We start from the raw sequence: 17,458 nt of genomic DNA, 5'->3' as shown, positions 1-17,458 counted from the left end.
ACCGTGTCACCGTCGTGTTCGCTGCGGACGACCATAGAGAAGCAGTGGGTGCCGACCTGGGCGTAGAGATCGGGCAGGTTGCGGGTGAGGTAGTCGACCGCGCCGACCGAGCCGAGCGCGTGTACTCCCGCGACGACGAGGATGGTCCGTTGGGGCCTGCTCTGCCAACTGAACGTGGTAGTGGCAGGGCGGGTCCCGGGCCCGGAGATGCGCTGTCGCGGTTCATTCGATGACCGGGAGCAATGCGGCGCGCGGGGCTCGCCGCGCCGTCGTAGCCAGATCATCGTACAAATTGGTCATAATGCCACTAAAGCGTTCCGTCCACTGTGGTGCAGGTGCATCTGCAGATGCGGTGGCAGATGCAGCTGCAGTGCAGCCCGGGATCCGCGCGGTTCGAGGTGCTGGTCGCAATTTGCATGTTCTGTAGCAAGGGGCGGACCTGCGGTGACGCGATCTGGGCCGGAGGGACGGGCTCCGACATCGAACGGATGATTTAGCCGGCTACGGTGCCAGGCTGCGGCGTTCTCCGCTTTTACGCCTGCTGGCCGTGTGGCACCATCGTGGAACCTTCACTCACTCCGACGTACTCGTGACAGGAGCGACCATGTCTGCTCGAAGGGTCAGCCGTCTCGCTGGCTGCCTGCTCGCTCTCGCCGCTGTGGCCGTCCTGGCCGGCGGAGCGAACTTTGATGTTCAGGGTGGCTGGGAGTGGGCCGCGCCGCTTGGCGGTTCGGTGCTCCGGTAATACCCACAGGGCCAGCCCAGGGTGGTTGGCCGCGGCTCGACGTCGCTGGCGGAGGGAACGGTATGGTCGCACGCCGGCCCCGGTCATCCCGGTCGACCGAGAACGCCTGGCTGATCACTGGCCTGTTGGCCGTCATCGCGGTCGTCTGTTCGACGATTCTCGCGTTGGTGGCCGATCCGGCGGTCGGGGAGTGGCCAGCCACCCTGGCAATGCTCGTGGTGATGATCGGTGCGGTACTGCCGATCATCAGTATCGTCGTCCGCCGGCAGGCGTTCGGCGTGATTCTTGCCGAGATTCCCCTCGTGGTGGCCTTCTATCTGCTGCCACCGCTCTCCGTGGTGCTGGCCTACACGTCGGCCGCGCTGATCGTGCAGATGTGGCGGCGGCTCGCGCCTGTCAAGTTCTGGTTCAACGTCGTCCTCGCCGCGGCGGCGACGTCGCTGGCCGAGATGGCCCTGCTGGCGCTGCCCGAGCACGAGGGTGTCGGACCGGCCACCTGGGGCGTGCTCCTGGTGGCGACCGGTGTCTACCACTTCGTCACCCTGGCGGCGGTCGCCGCCGTCAACACCGTGGTGCAGGGCTGGCAGGCCGGCTGGCACCTGATCCGTACCTCGCCGCCGGCGTTGCTGGCCGGGCTGATCAACGTGGTGATCGGCCTGCTGGTCCTCATCACGCTGGTCACCGACCGGTGGGGGATCGTCCTGCTGGTGGCCTTCGCGCTGGCGCTCGGCCTGGTCTACCGCTCCTACACCCAGTTCCTGCGCCAGCACCGGACGCTCGGTGACCTCTACCAGTTGACCCGGGCGATGACCGAGAGCGGGCACGACGGGACCCTGGTCGACGCCCTGCTGGACCGGGTCCGGGGGGTCATGCAGGCGGAGTACGCCACCCTCTGGCTGCCCGCGCAGGGCCGGCACCCGGAGGTCCTGCTGACCGCCCGGGCCGACGACGCCGGCCTGTTGGACGTGGCGATGGCGCCGACCGAGCTTCGGGAACGGGCCCTGCGGGAGGCGCGGATGGTCGCCGTCGGCGCCCGGCTGCGCGGGGAGACCGACCTGCGGGCGAGCCTGCGGGTCGAACGGATCAAGGACGTGGTGATCCTCCCGCTGCGCTCCGGCCAGGTGGTCATCGGCACCCTGGAGGTGGTCAACCGGCTCGGGGACACCAACCACTTCACCGCGGACGACATCCCCGTCTTCGAGACGGTCGCCGCGCATGCCGCGGTCGCGCTGGAGAACTCCCGGCTGGTCGACCAGCTCCGGCACGACGCGTACCACGACACGTTGACCAAGCTGCCCAACCGGCGGCGGATCACCGCGGCGCTCGGCGAGGCGGTGAAGATCCGGGCCCCCGGCGAGGTGGTCGCCGTGCTGCTCTTCGACGTGGACGGGCTGCGGCAGGTGAACGAGTCGCTCGGGCACGCCGCCGGGGACAAGGTGCTCGCCGAGGTGGCCGAGCGACTGCGCGCCAGCGCCCCGTCGGCCGCCCTGGTGGGCCGGGCCGGCGGGGACGAGTTCCTGGTCACGCTCCGGCTGGAGGACGTGGACGCCGCCGTCGAGCTGGCCGCCAGCCTGCGGGAGCAGATCCGCGACGAGATGGTCTTCGACGCGCTGACCCTGGACGTCGACACGGCCGTCGGGGTCGCCGTACACCCGGATCACGGCAGCGACGCGGTGACCCTGCTGCAACGGGTGGACCTGGCCGCGATGGCGGCCAAGTCCGTACCCGGGAACGTGCAGGTCTTCAACCCGGCGTTGGAGTCGCGGGCGCTGCACCGGCTCGGCCTCGCCGGCGACCTGCGCCGGGCGCTGGACGACGGGGACGTGCAGGTCTACTTCCAGCCAAAGGTGACGCTGCGGGACCGCCGGCTGGTCGGGGTGGAGTGCCTGGCCCGGTGGGAGCACCAGGCGCACGGCGCGGTCGCGCCGGAGGACTTCGTCGCGGTCGCCGAACACACCGGCCAGCTCGGTCGGCTCACCGAGCTGGTGCTGCGGGAGGGGCTGCGGCGCAGTCGGGACTGGGCGCACGCCGACCAGCCGCTCGCCGTCTCGGTCAACCTCTCCGCCCGTACGCTCACCGACCGGCACTTCCCCGACCAGGTACGCGAGCTGCTCGCCGAGTACGGCGTGCCACCGCACCGGCTCACCTTCGAGATCCGGGAGTCGGGGGTGCTCGACGGCACCGACCGGCCGATCCCCACCCTGCGTCGACTGCGGGACCTCGGGGTACGGCTCTCGGTGGACGACTTCGGCACCGGGGCCACCTCGCTTGCCTACCTGCGCCGGCTGCCGGTGCACGAGGTGAAGGTGGACCGCTCGTTCGTCCAGGGCATGGCGACCGACCCGGGTGACCTGGCCATCGTCAACGCGGTGGTGACCCTCTCCCAGCAGTTCGGGCTGACCGTGGTCGCCGAGGGGGTGGAGAGCGAGCTGACCCTGGAGCTGCTCCAGGACATCGGCTGCGAGATCGGGCAGGGCTTCCTGTTCAGCCGGCCGCTGCCGTACGAGCGGCTGGCCGCCTGGTTCGGTGCCCAGATCGAGCCGGAGACCGCCGCGGCGGTGGATCTGCCCCGGCTGCGCGCGGTGCACTGAGGCGGCCGATAAACCGCTCTGACCAGGGGCGGAGCTTCCGGCGACGGTGGCCGGGGGATCCGATTTCACCTGCGGGGGCGGGCCGTGTACTCTTACCCCTGCGCGCCCCACGGGGAGATCGCGCAGGCCCCCTTAGCTCAGTCGGCAGAGCGTCTCCATGGTAAGGAGAAGGTCTACGGTTCGATTCCGTAAGGGGGCTCAACGGGTCCGGCTGGACCCACCCACGGCGGTGTAGCTCAGATGGTAGAGCAAACGGCTCATAATCGTTGTGTCGCCGGTTCAAGTCCGGCCACCGCTACTTTCGGCCATCAGGTCCGTTCCCGGTGGTCGATGGGACGGGCGCCACTGGGCGCCCGCTTTGCATGTCCAGGCCGTCAGCGCGTACGCTGATGCGCCGTAGTTGTTTCCGTTAGCGAGGAAGGCACTCCGCCGTGGCGAAGGCTACCGATGTCCGGCCGAAGATCACTTTGGCGTGTGTGGAGTGCAAGGAGCGCAACTACATCACGCGCAAGAACCGCCGTAACGACCCGGACCGCATCGAGCTGAAGAAGTTCTGCCCCCGGGACGGCAAGCACACGGTCCACCGCGAGACCCGCTGACCTGCGGCCGGCGCGAGCCGGCCGGCCCGATACACCCGATCGCCGATCCGGCACGGATGCGCGGATTCCCCGCCCGTCCGCCCCCGGATCGGCTTTCGTGCGTTCCGTGTAGGTTCTCGACATGCCCATGGACCCGTCCTTCGTCGGCCGGAGTTATCCGCCGACCGCCCCCTATCAGGTGGGCCGCGAAAAGATCCGCGAGTTCGCCACGGCGATCGGCGCCGACGACCCGGCCCACCACGACCCGGAGGCCGCCCGGTCGCTCGGCCACCCCGACGTGGTGGCCCCGCCGACCTTCCCCGTCGTGGTCTCCGAGCGCGCCAGCCAGCAGATCTTCACCGACCCGCAGCTCGGCGTCGACTTCTCCCGGCTGGTCCACGGCGACCAGCGGTTCGTCTACACCCGCCCGGTGGTCGCCGGGGACGAGCTGGTCTGCCGGGCCACCATCGAGGAGATCACCCAGCGCGGTGGGCACGACTTCCTGACCACCCGGACCGAGATCGCCACCGCCGCCGGCGAGCCGGTGGTCACGCTCTGGTCGAAGTTCGTCGTACGTGGGGAGGGCTGAGATGGAGCTGCCGGTCAGGACGTACCGGGTGACCCGCGCGGATCTGGTCCGCTACGCCGGCGCCTCGGGTGACCTCAACCCGATCCACTGGAGCGACCGGGTCGCGACGAAGGTCGGGCTGCCGGGGGTGATCGCCCACGGGATGTTCACCATGGCCCTGGTCGGCCGGGCCGTGGCGGAGTGGGCCGGTGCCCCCGACGCCGTGGTCGAGTACAACGTCCGGTTCGCCCGCCCGGTGGTCGTCCCGGACGACGAGCAGGGCACCGAGATCGAGGTGTCGGCGAAGGTCCGTGAGGTCACCGACGAGGGCCTCACCAGGCTCGACGTGACCGCGGTATGCCAGGGTGAGAAGGTGCTCTCGCAGGCCCGGGCGACGGTACGGACCCGGCGCTGACGGCGGGTCGCCACGCGTGGCGGCCAGACCGGTTGGGAAACTGGTGCCGGTACCCGTACACTGGTCCGCCGTGGGGCATGTGACCCCTGCTCGGTCTGCTGTGGCCGGGTGGGGCGAGTGTTGCCGCACAGGGGTGTAGCTCAATTGGCAGAGCAGCGGTCTCCAAAACCGCAGGCTGCAGGTTCAAGTCCTGTCACCCCTGCGCCTCAGGCCTGACCGTTCCGTGGGTCGCGCCGCCTCCGGCGGCGTCCGGCCCGTGGTGGTGGCAGCGGCGGGGTGGTTCCGAGCAACGGACCCACCCGGTCGGTCCGCCGGCCGCGGCCCGTCGCGGGACGGTGTGGTCCGGCTGGCGTGACCAGCGCCGCGTACGCCCATCCGGCGTGCGACCCCGATTTCCCGCGACGGAGGGCGAAGTGGCCGAGAACAAGCGGCGCGGCGAGGACGCCGGCGACGACCGTCAGCACGACGAGGACGTCGTCGACGAGACCGCCAGCGACGACGTGGCCGGCGACGACGCCACCGGTGCTAAAGAACCGGTTGCCAGCGGTGCTGGTGCGACCTCGTCCAAGGCTCGGGTCGAGTCGTCGGAGAGCCGGCCGAAGACCAAGTCCGACGGCGACCGGGTCGGCCCGTTCGGCCGCGTGGCGCGGTTCTTCCGCGAGGTCGTGGCCGAATTGCGTAAGGTCATCTGGCCGACCCGCAAGGAGTTGCTGACCTACACCGCCGTGGTGGTCGTCTTCGTCACGGTGATGTTGACGATCGTGGCCGGGCTTGACTTCGCCTTCGCGAAGGGCGTGCTGTGGGTCTTCGGTAACCCCAGCTGACCGGCCGACTGAGCCGATAGTGACGGAAGTGAGCGAGCGTGCCTGAGTACGACGAGACCGCCAGACCCGAGGACGAGCAGTCCGCGGTGGCGACGGCGGCGAGTGACGAGTCGGTCGAGGCCGCCAGCGAGCCGGAGTTCCCGACCACCGAGCCCGAGCCGGACGAGAACTACGACCCGGTTGCCGAGCTGCGGCAGAAGCTGCGCTACGCGCCGGGCGACTGGTACGTGGTGCACTCGTACGCCGGCTACGAGAACAAGGTGAAGACCAACCTCGAGACCCGGATCACGTCCCTCGACATGGAGGACTACATCTACCAGGTCGAGGTGCCGACCCGGGAGGAGGTCGAGGTCAAGAACGGCAAGCGTTCCCAGATCCAGGCCAAGGTCTTCCCCGGTTACATCCTGGTCCGGATGGAGCTGACCGCCGAGTCCTACTCCTGCGTCCGCAACACCCCTGGGGTCACCGGCTTCGTGGGGGCGACCGACCGGGCCGACCGGCCGGCGCCGCTGAGCCTCGACGAGGTGCTCAAGTGGCTGGCCCCGGCGGTCGAGACCGAGCAGAAGAAGGCCAAGCCGGAGGTCCGGGTCCTCGACTTCGAGGTCGGCGACTCGGTCACGGTCACCGACGGTGCGTTCGCCTCGCTGCCGGCCACGATCAGTGAGATCAACGTCGACCAGCAGAAGCTGAAGGTGCTGGTGTCGATCTTCGGCCGGGAGACGCCGGTCGAGCTCAACTTCAACCAGGTCGCCAAGATCTGACCGGTGCCGGCGGTGGGGTGACCCACCGCCGGCGCGTCTGTCCCGGCCCCAGGCCGTACCTCGGCGTAAGGGGTGGCGGATGCTGCGCTACCCTAGAACGTCGCCGTCGTCGCATCGTGCTGACCGTGCGCGCCCGCGGCCGGCGCTTTCCCCAGTTTCAAGCCCCAGGAAGTGACATGCCTCCGAAGAAGAAGCTCGTCAAGACGTTCACGCTTCAGCTGCCGGCGGGCCAGGCCACGCCGGCGCCGCCGGTCGGCCCCGCGCTCGGCCAGCACGGCGTGAACATCATGGAGTTCTGCAAGTCCTACAACGCGCAGACCGAGTCCCAGCGGGGCGACGTCGTCCCCGCCGAGATCAGCGTGTACGAGGACCGGTCCTTCACCTTCGTGCTGAAGACCCCGCCCGCCGCCCGGCTGCTGGCCAAGGCCGCCGGTGTGCAGAAGGGTTCGGGCGTCCCGCACAAGGAGAAGGTCGGCTCGGTGACCCGCGCGCAGCTGCGGGAGATCGCCGAGAAGAAGATGGCCGACCTCAACGCCAACGACATCGAGCACGCCGAGAAGATCATCGCCGGCACCGCCCGGTCGATGGGCCTGAACGTCGCCGACTGACGTCGCTCGACCGGCCCGCCGGCCGAGCGTCGGCAACCGGGCCCACCGACAGCCGTCGGTGATCCGGCCCCGCCGCCGGAACGTCGGCAGTGGGGCAGCCGCCGGCTGACGCCGGCAGACCAGATCCGACCGTGGGAGGGCACGCGGTGACCGCGGCCCGCCAGAAACCACAGGAGCACACCAGACATGCAGCGCAGCAAGACCTACCGCAAGGCCGCCGAGGCCATCGACCGCTCGAAGCTCTACCACCCGGCTGAGGCGATCACGCTCGCCAAGGACACCACCAGCGCCAAGTTCGACGCCACGGTCGAGGTCGCCATGCGCCTCGGCGTCGACCCCCGCAAGGCGGACCAGATGGTCCGTGGCACGGTCAACCTGCCGCACGGTACCGGCAAGACCGCCCGCGTGATCGTCTTCGCCGCCGGCGCGAAGGCCGAGGAGGCCGTCGCGGCGGGCGCGGACGAGGTGGGCACCGACGAGCTGGTCGCCCGGATCCAGGGTGGCTGGCTGGACTTCGACGCGGCGATCGCCACGCCGGACCAGATGGCCAAGATCGGCCGGATCGCGCGGATCCTGGGCCCGCGCGGCCTGATGCCGAACCCGAAGACCGGCACGGTGACCATGGACGTCACCAAGGCGGTCACGGACATCAAGGGCGGCAAGATCGCCTTCCGGGTGGACAAGCACTCGAACCTGCACCTGATCATCGGCAAGGCGTCCTTCTCGGCCACCCAGCTGATCGACAACTACGCTGCGGTCCTGGACGAGGTGCTGCGGGCCAAGCCGTCCGCGGCCAAGGGCAAGTACCTGCGCAAGGTCACCCTGACCACCACCATGGGGCCGGGCGTCCCGATCGACCCCAACGTGGTGAAGAACCTGCGTGAGGACTCGGCCGAGGCCTGAGCGACGTCGCATGACCGGGGCCCCGCCACCTGTGGCGGGGCCCCGCTTCGTCTCGCCCCGCAGTGCGCCGCGGGCAGGGCAGGGCCGACGGAAGCCGCGTCCGGCGTCCGGGCACGTGAGCGGGGACACGTCGGAGCATTTGGTGGAACGGCGTGACGCCGCGTAAGCTGCACAGCGTCGTACATGTTGTTGTGTATGAGGATCCACCCAGAGACCGCTGGTCACCATGCTCCGGCATGGTCGAAGGTCCCGCGAAGACGGGCGACCCGCGCAGGGCGGCAAGCGAACTTCGGCAGCATCTCGTGGTCGGCAGACCGCGATGATCTCCGCCGACCTCGCCCCGTGCGCCCTGCGCCGGGGCTTTTCTGTTGCCGCGATGCCTCCGCCACCGTCCCCGGCACCCGCCGGGGACGGTGACCAGCCTCGAGCAACGAGAGAGGAGGGACATGGCGGACAAGCCGATCCGGGCCGACAAGGCCACGGCCGTCGCGGAGCTGACCGAGAGCTTCCGTAGCTCGGGCGCCACCGTGCTGACCGAGTACCGCGGTCTGACGGTTTCCCAGATCACCCAGCTGCGGCGCACGCTCGGCAAGGAGACCAGCTACACGGTCGCGAAGAACACGCTGGCCAAGCGTGCCGCGACGGACGCGGGCATCTCCGGCCTCGACGAGCTGTTCACCGGTCCTACCGCGCTGACTTTCGTTTCGGGCGACGTCGTCGAGGCGGCGAAGGGGCTTCGCGACTTCGCGAAGGCCAACCCGAAGCTCGTCATCAAGGGCGGCGTCTTCGAGGGCCGGGCCATTTCCGCGGCCGAGGTCACGAAGCTCGCCGACCTGGAGTCCCGTGAGGTGCTGCTGGCCAAGCTGGCCGGCGCGATGAAGGGCAACCTGAGCAAGGCCGCGGCCCTGTTCCAGGCTCCGCTCTCCAAGGCCGCCCGCGCGGCGGCCGCCCTGGCGGACAAGAAGCGCGAGCAGGAGGGCGCCGAGGCGGCCTGAAGGCCGCGCGGCGTACCCACGTTCTCAGTCAACCTTTAGAAAGGACGCCAGACATGGCGAAGCTCAGCACCGACGAGCTGCTCGACGCGTTCAAGGAGATGACGCTGATCGAGCTCTCCGAGTTCGTGAAGCAGTTCGAGGAGACCTTCGAGGTCACCGCCGCGGCTCCGGTCGCGGTTGCCGCCGCCGCCGGTGACGGTGGCGCCGCCGCCCCCGCCGAGGAGGAGAAGGACGAGTTCGACGTCGTCCTCGAGGCCGACGGTGGCAAGAAGATCCAGGTCATCAAGGTCGTGCGTGAGCTGACCGGCCTGGGCCTCAAGGAGGCCAAGGACGCGGTCGAGTCCGCGCCGAAGGCCATCCTGGAGAAGGTCAACAAGGAGACCGCCGAGAAGGCCAAGGCCAAGCTCGAGGGCGAGGGTGCCAAGGTCACCCTCAAGTGACCTGAGTTCCACCAGACGCGGTGGACCGGCTGACGTGAGCCGGCGCACACCGTGTCACGGCGGGCGGTGATCCGGGAACGGGTCACCGCCCGCCGTGTTGGTGTCCACCCGGGTGCCGGCGGCGTGACCAGGGCATCGGTGCCGGGCATCGGGCAGCCGGGTCACGTCCGGGGAACGTCCACGGCGGGAAAGAAGTTCTCACCCGTAGGGCCGGCCCTTGACGTGACACCGGCCCGACAGGCACGCTGAGACACAGCAAGACCTTCCGCGCTTGCAACGGCCATCACGTGGGTAATGGCAGCGGCACCGGTGTGGCAGCGGCGACGCACGCCGCGACACCGTTGGCCGTGACACCACGGGCGGCCCGCAGGAACGACGCGTTCCGAGCGCCCGCGGGACCCCTGCTTCGGCGGGTTCCGAGGACCGCTCCGCGACGACCTGTGGGTTGGGCTGGACAGCGGTTAGCCGTTCGGCTACACTGCTAGTTTGCGCTGCCTTCCGACTTGACCCCTGCTCGGAATGTCCGATTCTGGATAATTCCGGTGGGGTCATTGGAGTGCACGCGTACCAGCCGTTCTGCAGCACCGGTCCTCGGAAGGACGCATCTTGGCAGCTTCCCGCCCTGCGAAGACCAGTCGTACGTCGAGCGCTTTCGCACCCCGCCGAGTTTCCTTCGGCAGGATCACCGAACACCTCGAGGTCCCCAACCTTCTCGCCATCCAGAACGAGTCCTTCGACTGGCTCGTCGGCAACGAGGCTTGGCAGGGCCGGTCGGCGGACGACCCGCACGCACGCTCGGGTCTCGCGGAGATCCTCGACGAGATCAGTCCCATTGAGGACTTCTCCGGCACCATGTCGCTCTCCTTCTCGGCGCCGCGCTTCGACGAGGTCAAGGCCTCGATCGAGGAGTGCAAGGAGAAGGACCTGACCTACTGCGCTCCGCTCTTCGTGACCGCGGAGTTCACCAACAACACCACTGGCGAGATCAAGAGCCAGACGGTGTTCATGGGTGACTTCCCGATGATGACGCCGAAGGGCACCTTCATTATCAACGGCACCGAGCGCGTGGTGGTCAGCCAGCTCGTCCGCTCGCCGGGCGTGTACTTCTCCAAGGAGCCGGACAAGACCTCCGACCGCGATCTGTCCAGCGTCAAGGTCATCCCGAGCCGGGGTGCCTGGCTGGAGTTCGACATCGACAAGCGCGACACGGTCGGCGTCCGCATCGACCGTAAGCGTCGGCAGGCCGTCACCGTCCTGCTCAAGGCCGTCGGATGGTCGGCCGAGCAGATCCGTGAGCGGTTCGGTTGGTCCGAGCTGATGATGACCACGCTCGAGAAGGACCACATCGCCGGTCAGGACGAGGCGCTACTCGACATCTACCGGAAGTTGCGCCCTGGCGAGCCGCCGACCCGCGAGAACGCCCAGACCCTGCTCGACAACCTCTTCTTCAACCCGAAGCGGTACGACGTCGCCAAGGTCGGTCGGTACAAGTTCAACAAGAAGCTCGAAGTGGGCGTGCCGATCACCACCGGCACCCTGACCGAGGACGACATCGTCGCCACCGTGGAGTACCTCTGCCGGCTGCACGCCGGTGAGGAGGGCTACGAGGCCGACGACATCGACCACTTCGGCAACCGTCGCCTGCGTACCGTGGGCGAGCTGATCCAGAACCAGGTCCGGGTCGGCCTGTCCCGGATGGAGCGGGTCGTCCGGGAGCGGATGACCACGCAGGACGTCGAGGCGATCACGCCGCAGACCCTGATCAACATCCGCCCGGTGGTGGCGGCGATCCGGGAGTTCTTCGGCACCTCGCAGCTGTCCCAGTTCATGGACCAGACCAACCCGCTGGCGGGCCTGACCCACCGGCGCCGGCTGAGCGCGCTCGGCCCGGGTGGTCTGTCCCGGGAGCGGGCCGGCTTCGAGGTCCGCGACGTGCACCCGTCCCACTACGGCCGGATGTGCCCGATCGAGACGCCGGAAGGCCCGAACATCGGCCTGATCGGCGCGCTCTCCACCTTCGCCCGGGTCAACCCGTTCGGCTTCATCGAGACGCCGTACCGGAAGGTCATCGAGGGTCGGGTCACCGACCAGATCGACTACCTGACCGCGGACGAGGAGGACCGGTTCGTCAAGGCGCAGGCCAACGCCCCGCTGCGGGCCGACGGCACGTTCGCCGAGGACCGGGTGCTGTGTCGCCGTAAGGGTGGCGAGACCGAGGACGTGATCCCGGGCGCCGTGGACTACATGGACGTCTCGCCGCGGCAGATGACCTCGGTCGCGACCGCGATGATCCCGTTCCTCGAGCACGACGACGCCAACCGGGCCCTGATGGGCGCGAACATGCAGCGCCAGGCGGTGCCGCTGGTCAAGGCCGAGTCGCCGCTGGTGGGTACGGGCATGGAGTACCGTGCCGCGGTTGACGCCGGTGACGTGGTGGTCGCCGAGGTCGGTGGTGTCATCGAGGATCTCTGCGCCGACTACATCACCATCCACCAGGACGACGGCCACCGCCGGACGTACCTGTTGCACAAGTTCCGCCGCTCCAACGCCGGCTCCTGCGTCAACCAGAAGCCGGTGGTCTTCGAGGGCGACCGGGTCGAGGCCGGCCAGGTCATCGCCGACGGTCCCTGCACCGACGAGGGCGAGATGGCGCTCGGACGCAACCTGCTGGTGGCGTTCATGTGCTGGGAGGGCCACAACTACGAGGACGCGATCATCCTGTCGCAGCGCCTCGTGCAGCAGGACGTGCTCACCTCGATCCACATCGAGGAGCACGAGGTCGACGCCCGGGACACCAAGCTCGGCCCGGAGGAGATCACCCGCGACATCCCGAACGTCAGCGAGGAGATGCTCGCCGACCTCGACGAGCGCGGCATCATCCGGATCGGCGCCGAGGTCGTCCCCGGCGACATCCTGGTCGGCAAGGTCACGCCCAAGGGCGAGACCGAGCTGACCCCGGAGGAGCGACTGCTGCGGGCGATCTTCGGTGAGAAGGCCCGGGAAGTCCGGGACACCTCGCTGAAGGTGCCGCACGGCGAGACCGGCACGGTGATCGGCGTGCGTACCTTCTCCCGCGAGGACGGCGACGAGCTGCCCCCGGGCGTCAACGAGCTGGTCCGGGTCTACGTCGCCCAGAAGCGGAAGATCCAGGACGGCGACAAGCTCGCCGGCCGGCACGGCAACAAGGGTGTCATCTCCAAGATCCTGCCGATCGAGGACATGCCGTTCCTGGAGGATGGCACCCCGGTCGACATCGTGCTCAATCCGCTCGGTGTGCCGAGCCGGATGAACATCGGCCAGGTCCTGGAGACCCACCTCGGTTGGGTGGCCAAGACCGGGTGGAGCGTGGACGGTGACGACGCCGAGTGGAAGCGCCAGCTGCGCTCGATCGAGGCGCACGAGTCCGTGCCGGACAGCAACGTGGCCACCCCGGTCTTCGACGGTGCCCGCGAGGAGGAGATCTCCGGTCTGCTCGCGTCGACCCTGCCCAACCGGGACGGCAAGCAGCTGATCGGCTCCAGCGGTAAGGCCCGGCTCTTCGACGGTCGCTCCGGCGAGCCGTTGCCGGACCCGATCGCGGTCGGTTACATCTACATCCTGAAGCTCAACCACCTGGTCGACGACAAGATCCACGCCCGGTCGACCGGTCCGTACTCGATGATCACGCAGCAGCCGTTGGGTGGTAAGGCGCAGTTCGGTGGTCAGCGCTTCGGTGAGATGGAGTGCTGGGCCATGCAGGCGTACGGTGCCGCGTACGCCCTGCAGGAACTGCTGACCATCAAGTCCGACGACGTCCTGGGCCGGGTCAAGGTCTACGAGGCGATCGTCAAGGGCGAGAACATTCCGGAGCCGGGCATTCCGGAGTCGTTCAAGGTGTTGCTCAAGGAGCTCCAGTCGCTCTGCCTCAACGTCGAAGTGCTCTCCAGCGACGGTGTCGCCCTGGAGATGCGCGAGACCGACGACGAGGTGTTCCGGGCGGCGGAGGAACTCGGCATCGACCTCTCCCGCCGCCCCAACGAGGGTGTGAGCAGCGTCGACGAAGTCTGATCGGGCCGGGTGCGGCGACGGTTACCCGCCGCCGCACCCGATCCGCCGAACCATCAACCGAGCTGACTTGATGTGAGGGATAACCAAGTGCTCGACGTCAACTTCTTCGACGAGCTGCGCATTGGGCTCGCCACCGCAGACGACATCCGTCAGTGGTCGCATGGCGAGGTCAAGAAGCCTGAGACGATCAACTACCGCACCCTGAAGCCGGAAAAGGACGGGCTCTTCTGCGAGAAGATCTTCGGTCCGCAGCGGGACTGGGAGTGCTACTGCGGTAAGTACAAGCGGGTCCGGTTCAAGGGCATCATCTGTGAGCGCTGCGGCGTCGAGGTGACCCGCTCCAAGGTTCGCCGGGAGCGCATGGGGCACATCGAGCTGGCCGCTCCGGTGACCCACATCTGGTACTTCAAGGGCGTGCCGAGCCGGCTGGGCTACCTGCTGGACCTCGCCCCCAAGGACCTCGAAAAGATCATCTACTTCGCCTCGTACGTGATCACGAGCGTGGACGCCGAGGCGCGGCACCGGGACCTCTCGACCATCGAGAACGAGATCCTGGCCGAGAAGCGGCAGTCCGAGAACAGCCGTGACTCGGAGATCGAGAAGCGGGCCGCCAAGCTCGAGGCCGACCTGGCCGAGCTGGAGGCCGAGGGCGCGAAGGCGGACGTCCGGCGCAAGGTCAAGGAGGGCGGAGAGCGCGAGATGCGCCAGATCCGCGACCGGGCCCAGCGCGAGATCGACCGCCTGGACGAGGTGCTGGACACCTTCCGCAAGCTGGACTCGAAGCAGCTGGTCACCGACGAGCTGCTCTACCGCGAGCTGCGGGACCGGTTCGGCGAGTACTTCACCGGTGCCATGGGCGCCGAGGCGATCAAGGCGCTGGTCCAGAACATGGACCTCGACGCCGAGGCGGAGAGCCTGCGCGAGACCATCCGCTCCGGCAAGGGCCAGCGGAAGATCCGGGCGCTCAAGCGGCTGAAGGTCGTCGCGGCGTTCCTGAACACCCGCAACTCCCCGCTGGGCATGGTGCTGGACTGCGTACCGGTGATCCCGCCGGACCTGCGGCCGATGGTGCAGCTCGACGGTGGCCGCTTCGCCACCAGCGACCTGAACGACCTGTACCGCCGGGTGATCAACCGGAACAACCGGCTCAAGCGGCTGATCGACCTGGGCGCGCCCGAGATCATCGTCAACAACGAGAAGCGGATGCTCCAGGAGGCCGTCGACGCGCTGTTCGACAACGGCCGTCGGGGTCGGCCGGTCACCGGTCCGGGTAACCGCCCGCTGAAGTCGCTGTCGGACATGCTCAAGGGCAAGCAGGGCCGGTTCCGGCAGAACCTGCTCGGCAAGCGCGTCGACTACTCCGGCCGTTCGGTCATCGTGGTCGGCCCGAAGCTGAAGCTGCACCAGTGCGGTCTGCCCAAGCAGATGGCGCTGGAGCTGTTCAAGCCGTTCGTGATGAAGCGGCTGGTGGACCTCAACCACGCGCAGAACATCAAGTCCGCCAAGCGGATGGTCGAGCGGCAGCGGCCGGTCGTGTGGGACGTGCTGGAAGAGGTCATCGGCGAGCACCCGGTGCTGCTCAACCGGGCGCCGACCCTGCACCGGCTGGGCATCCAGGCCTTCGAGCCGCAGCTGGTCGAGGGCAAGGCCATCCAGATCCACCCGCTGGTCTGCACCGCGTTCAACGCCGACTTCGACGGTGACCAGATGGCGGTGCACGTGCCGCTGTCCGCCGAGGCCCAGGCCGAGGCGCGGATCCTGATGCTGTCGTCGAACAACATCCTCAAGCCGGCCGACGGCAAGCCGGTCACCATGCCCACCCAGGACATGGTCATCGGGCTCTACCACCTCACCCACCTCACCCCCGGTGAGCAGGGAGAGGGTCGGGCGTTCAGCTCCGACGCCGAGGCCCGGATGGCGTTCGACAGTGGCGAGCTGCACCTGCAGGCCCCGGTGAAGATCCGGCTGCGGGGCGTGGTCGGCGTCGACAACGGCGCCGGTGCCCAGCCGTGGGTCTCCCCGGAGGGCTGGGTCGAGGGTGACCCGCTGACGGTGGAGACGACCCTGGGCCGGGTGCTGTTCAACGAGACGCTGCCGCACGGCTACCGCTTCGTGAACTACGAGATCCGCAAGGGTCAGCTCTCGGCGATCGTCAACGACCTCGCCGAGCGGTTCCCCAAGGTGGCTCTCGCGGCCACCCTGGACGGGCTCAAGGAGGCCGGTTTCCACTGGGCCACCTGGTCCGGCGTGACGATCGGCATGGAGGACGTCATCGCTCCGCCGCGCAAGCGGGAGATCCTGGAGCGGTACGAGACGGAAGCCGACCGGATCGACAAGCAGTACCAGCGTGGTCTGATGACCGCCGAGGAGCGACGCGGCGAACTCATCGAGATCTGGACCAAGGCGACGAACGAGGTCGCCAAGGAGATGGACACGGCGCTGCCGCAGGAGAACCCGCTGTGGAAGATGATCAACTCGGGTGCCCGCGGTAACCTGCTCCAGCTCCGTCAGATCGCCGCGATCCGTGGTCTGGTGGCCAACCCGAAGGGTGAGATCATCCCGCGACCCATCAAGGCGTCGTACCGGGAGGGTCTGTCCGTGCTGGAGTACTTCATCTCCACGCACGGTGCCCGTAAGGGTCTGGCGGACACCGCGCTGCGGACCGCCGACTCGGGTTACCTGACCCGGCGTCTGGTGGACGTCTCGCAGGACGTCATCATCCGCGAGGAGGACTGCGGCACCGACCGGGCCATCCCGATGCAGATCGGCGAGCGGCGCGACGGCAAGCTGTACGTCCACGAGCACGCCGAGACCAGCGTGCACGCGCGGACCCTGGCCGACGACATCAAGGGGCCGGACGGCACCGTCGTCGCCGAGCGCGGTCAGGACATCAACTCGATCGGGGTCGACCGGATCGTCGCCGCCGGGGTGGAGACGGTGCGGGTACGCAGCGTGCTCACCTGCGAGTCGAAGCTGGGCGTCTGCGGTGCCTGCTACGGCCGGTCGCTGCCGACCGGTAAGACCGTCGACGTCGGCGAGGCGGTCGGCATCATCGCCGCCCAGTCGATCGGTGAGCCGGGTACGCAGCTGACGATGCGTACCTTCCACACCGGTGGTGTCGCGGGTGAGGACATCACCCAGGGTCTGCCGCGGGTCCAGGAGATCTTCGAGGCCCGGATCCCGAAGGGCAAGGCGCCCATCGCCGACACCCCGGGCCGGGTCCGGATCGAGGACGCCGAGCGGTCCCGGAAGATCATCGTGGTGCCGGACGACGGCAGCGACGAGATCGTCTACGACAAGATCTCCAAGCGGGTCCGGCTGCGGACCCACGACGGCGACCACGTCGAGGTCGGCGAGAAGCTCACCGAGGGCACCATCGACCCGCACGAGCTGCTGCGCATCCTCGGCCCGCGGGCGGTCCAGGTCCACCTGACCCAGGAGGTCCAGGAGGTCTACCGCTCGCAGGGTGTGCTCATCCACGACAAGCACATCGAGATCATCATCCGCCAGATGCTCAAGCGGGTGACGGTCATCGACTCCGGCTCGACCGAGTTCCTGCCGGGCGTGCTTGTCGACCGGGCGCTGTTCGAGTCGGAGAACCGCCGGCTCGTCGGCGAGGGCGGCGAGCCCGCCGCCGGTCGTCCGGTGCTGATGGGTATCACCAAGGCGTCGCTGGCCACCGACTCCTGGCTGTCGGCGGCCTCCTTCCAGGAGACCACCCGGGTGCTGACGGACGCGGCGATCCACGCCCGCAGCGACTCGCTGATCGGCCTGAAGGAGAACGTGATCATCGGAAAGCTCATCCCGGCGGGTACCGGCATCAGCAAGTACCGCAACGTCCGGGTCGAGCCGACCGAGGAGGCGAAGGCCAAGGTCTACTCGATGACCGGGTACCCGGAGACCGACTACGGTTTCGGACCGGCCAGCGGGCAGGCGGTTCCGCTGGACGACTTCGACTTCGGGTCGTACCGCTAGATCTGTTG

The 17,458-nt window shown here is 68.6% G+C and carries 12 protein-coding genes and 3 tRNA genes; all 15 read left to right on the top strand.

Features of this window, described 5'->3' with window-relative positions:
• Positions 1-807: 807 nt before the first annotated feature.
• The 15 genes from GA0070617_RS25890 to GA0070617_RS25820 all read left to right on the top strand — a co-directional run bounded on the left by GA0070617_RS25890 (position 808) and on the right by GA0070617_RS25820 (position 17,450).
• Entirely contained in the window at positions 808-3,336 is a 2,529-nt protein-coding gene (locus GA0070617_RS25890; RefSeq protein ID WP_091444122.1) for a putative bifunctional diguanylate cyclase/phosphodiesterase, read from the top strand.
• Between the two features lie 126 nt (positions 3,337-3,462).
• A tRNA-Thr gene (locus GA0070617_RS25885) sits at positions 3,463-3,535 on the top strand.
• A 26-nt stretch (positions 3,536-3,561) separates the two neighbouring features.
• Positions 3,562-3,634: transfer RNA gene (locus tag GA0070617_RS25880), tRNA-Met, on the top strand.
• Between the two features lie 133 nt (positions 3,635-3,767).
• Complete coding sequence (gene rpmG / locus GA0070617_RS25875) at positions 3,768-3,935, top strand: 50S ribosomal protein L33 (RefSeq protein WP_013288652.1); 168 nt, start codon at positions 3,768-3,770, stop codon at positions 3,933-3,935.
• 121 nt (positions 3,936-4,056) lie between these two features.
• Complete coding sequence (locus GA0070617_RS25870; RefSeq protein ID WP_091444104.1) at positions 4,057-4,503, top strand: MaoC family dehydratase N-terminal domain-containing protein; 447 nt, start codon at positions 4,057-4,059, stop codon at positions 4,501-4,503.
• A gap of 1 nt (position 4,504) precedes the next feature.
• A complete protein-coding gene (locus GA0070617_RS25865) occupies positions 4,505-4,897 on the top strand; it encodes a MaoC family dehydratase (RefSeq protein ID WP_091444101.1) in 393 nt (130 codons plus the stop codon).
• A gap of 129 nt (positions 4,898-5,026) precedes the next feature.
• A tRNA-Trp gene (locus GA0070617_RS25860) sits at positions 5,027-5,099 on the top strand.
• 211 nt (positions 5,100-5,310) lie between these two features.
• The gene (gene secE, locus GA0070617_RS25855) at positions 5,311-5,721 is read left to right on the top strand and encodes a preprotein translocase subunit SecE (protein ID WP_091444098.1); all 411 of its coding nucleotides are present in this window, start codon (positions 5,311-5,313) and stop codon (positions 5,719-5,721) included.
• Positions 5,722-5,759: 38 nt separating this feature from the next.
• The gene (gene nusG, locus GA0070617_RS25850) at positions 5,760-6,482 is read left to right on the top strand and encodes a transcription termination/antitermination protein NusG (protein ID WP_091444096.1); all 723 of its coding nucleotides are present in this window, start codon (positions 5,760-5,762) and stop codon (positions 6,480-6,482) included.
• A 176-nt stretch (positions 6,483-6,658) separates the two neighbouring features.
• Positions 6,659-7,090 carry a 50S ribosomal protein L11 gene (rplK, locus tag GA0070617_RS25845; protein WP_091444093.1) on the top strand — a complete coding sequence of 144 codons (432 nt, stop codon included), beginning with the start codon at positions 6,659-6,661 and terminating at the stop codon, positions 7,088-7,090.
• A 186-nt stretch (positions 7,091-7,276) separates the two neighbouring features.
• Positions 7,277-7,993: a 50S ribosomal protein L1 gene (gene rplA, locus GA0070617_RS25840; RefSeq protein ID WP_091444089.1), complete on the top strand. Its 717-nt coding sequence runs from the start codon at positions 7,277-7,279 to the stop codon at positions 7,991-7,993.
• A 446-nt stretch (positions 7,994-8,439) separates the two neighbouring features.
• Complete coding sequence (gene rplJ / locus GA0070617_RS25835) at positions 8,440-8,988, top strand: 50S ribosomal protein L10 (RefSeq protein ID WP_091444086.1); 549 nt, start codon at positions 8,440-8,442, stop codon at positions 8,986-8,988.
• 53 nt (positions 8,989-9,041) lie between these two features.
• The gene (gene rplL, locus GA0070617_RS25830) at positions 9,042-9,428 is read left to right on the top strand and encodes a 50S ribosomal protein L7/L12 (RefSeq protein ID WP_091444082.1); all 387 of its coding nucleotides are present in this window, start codon (positions 9,042-9,044) and stop codon (positions 9,426-9,428) included.
• Positions 9,429-10,034: 606 nt separating this feature from the next.
• Complete coding sequence (gene rpoB, locus GA0070617_RS25825) at positions 10,035-13,475, top strand: DNA-directed RNA polymerase subunit beta (protein WP_091444078.1); 3,441 nt, start codon at positions 10,035-10,037, stop codon at positions 13,473-13,475.
• A gap of 87 nt (positions 13,476-13,562) precedes the next feature.
• Positions 13,563-17,450, top strand: a complete 3,888-nt coding sequence (locus tag GA0070617_RS25820; protein ID WP_091444075.1) for a DNA-directed RNA polymerase subunit beta' — start codon at positions 13,563-13,565, stop codon at positions 17,448-17,450.
• Positions 17,451-17,458 lie beyond the last annotated feature (8 nt).

This window comes from Micromonospora yangpuensis (genome assembly GCF_900091615.1).
Classification (GTDB): domain Bacteria; phylum Actinomycetota; class Actinomycetes; order Mycobacteriales; family Micromonosporaceae; genus Micromonospora; species Micromonospora yangpuensis.
This window is presented reverse-complemented; position numbering and strand designations above follow the sequence as displayed.

Excerpts from the sequence above, each read along its gene's own strand:
- GA0070617_RS25870 (WP_091444104.1), top strand. The coding sequence starts at position 4,057 with ATGCCCATGGACCCGTCCTTCGTCGGCCGGAGTTATCCGCCGACCGCC.
- rplJ (WP_091444086.1), top strand. The coding sequence starts at position 8,440 with ATGGCGGACAAGCCGATCCGGGCCGACAAGGCCACGGCCGTCGCGGAG.
- GA0070617_RS25865 (WP_091444101.1), top strand. The coding sequence starts at position 4,505 with ATGGAGCTGCCGGTCAGGACGTACCGGGTGACCCGCGCGGATCTGGTC.
- GA0070617_RS25890 (WP_091444122.1), top strand. The coding sequence starts at position 808 with ATGGTCGCACGCCGGCCCCGGTCATCCCGGTCGACCGAGAACGCCTGG.
- rplA (WP_091444089.1), top strand. The coding sequence starts at position 7,277 with ATGCAGCGCAGCAAGACCTACCGCAAGGCCGCCGAGGCCATCGACCGC.
- rplL (WP_091444082.1), top strand. The coding sequence starts at position 9,042 with ATGGCGAAGCTCAGCACCGACGAGCTGCTCGACGCGTTCAAGGAGATG.
- rplK (WP_091444093.1), top strand. The coding sequence starts at position 6,659 with ATGCCTCCGAAGAAGAAGCTCGTCAAGACGTTCACGCTTCAGCTGCCG.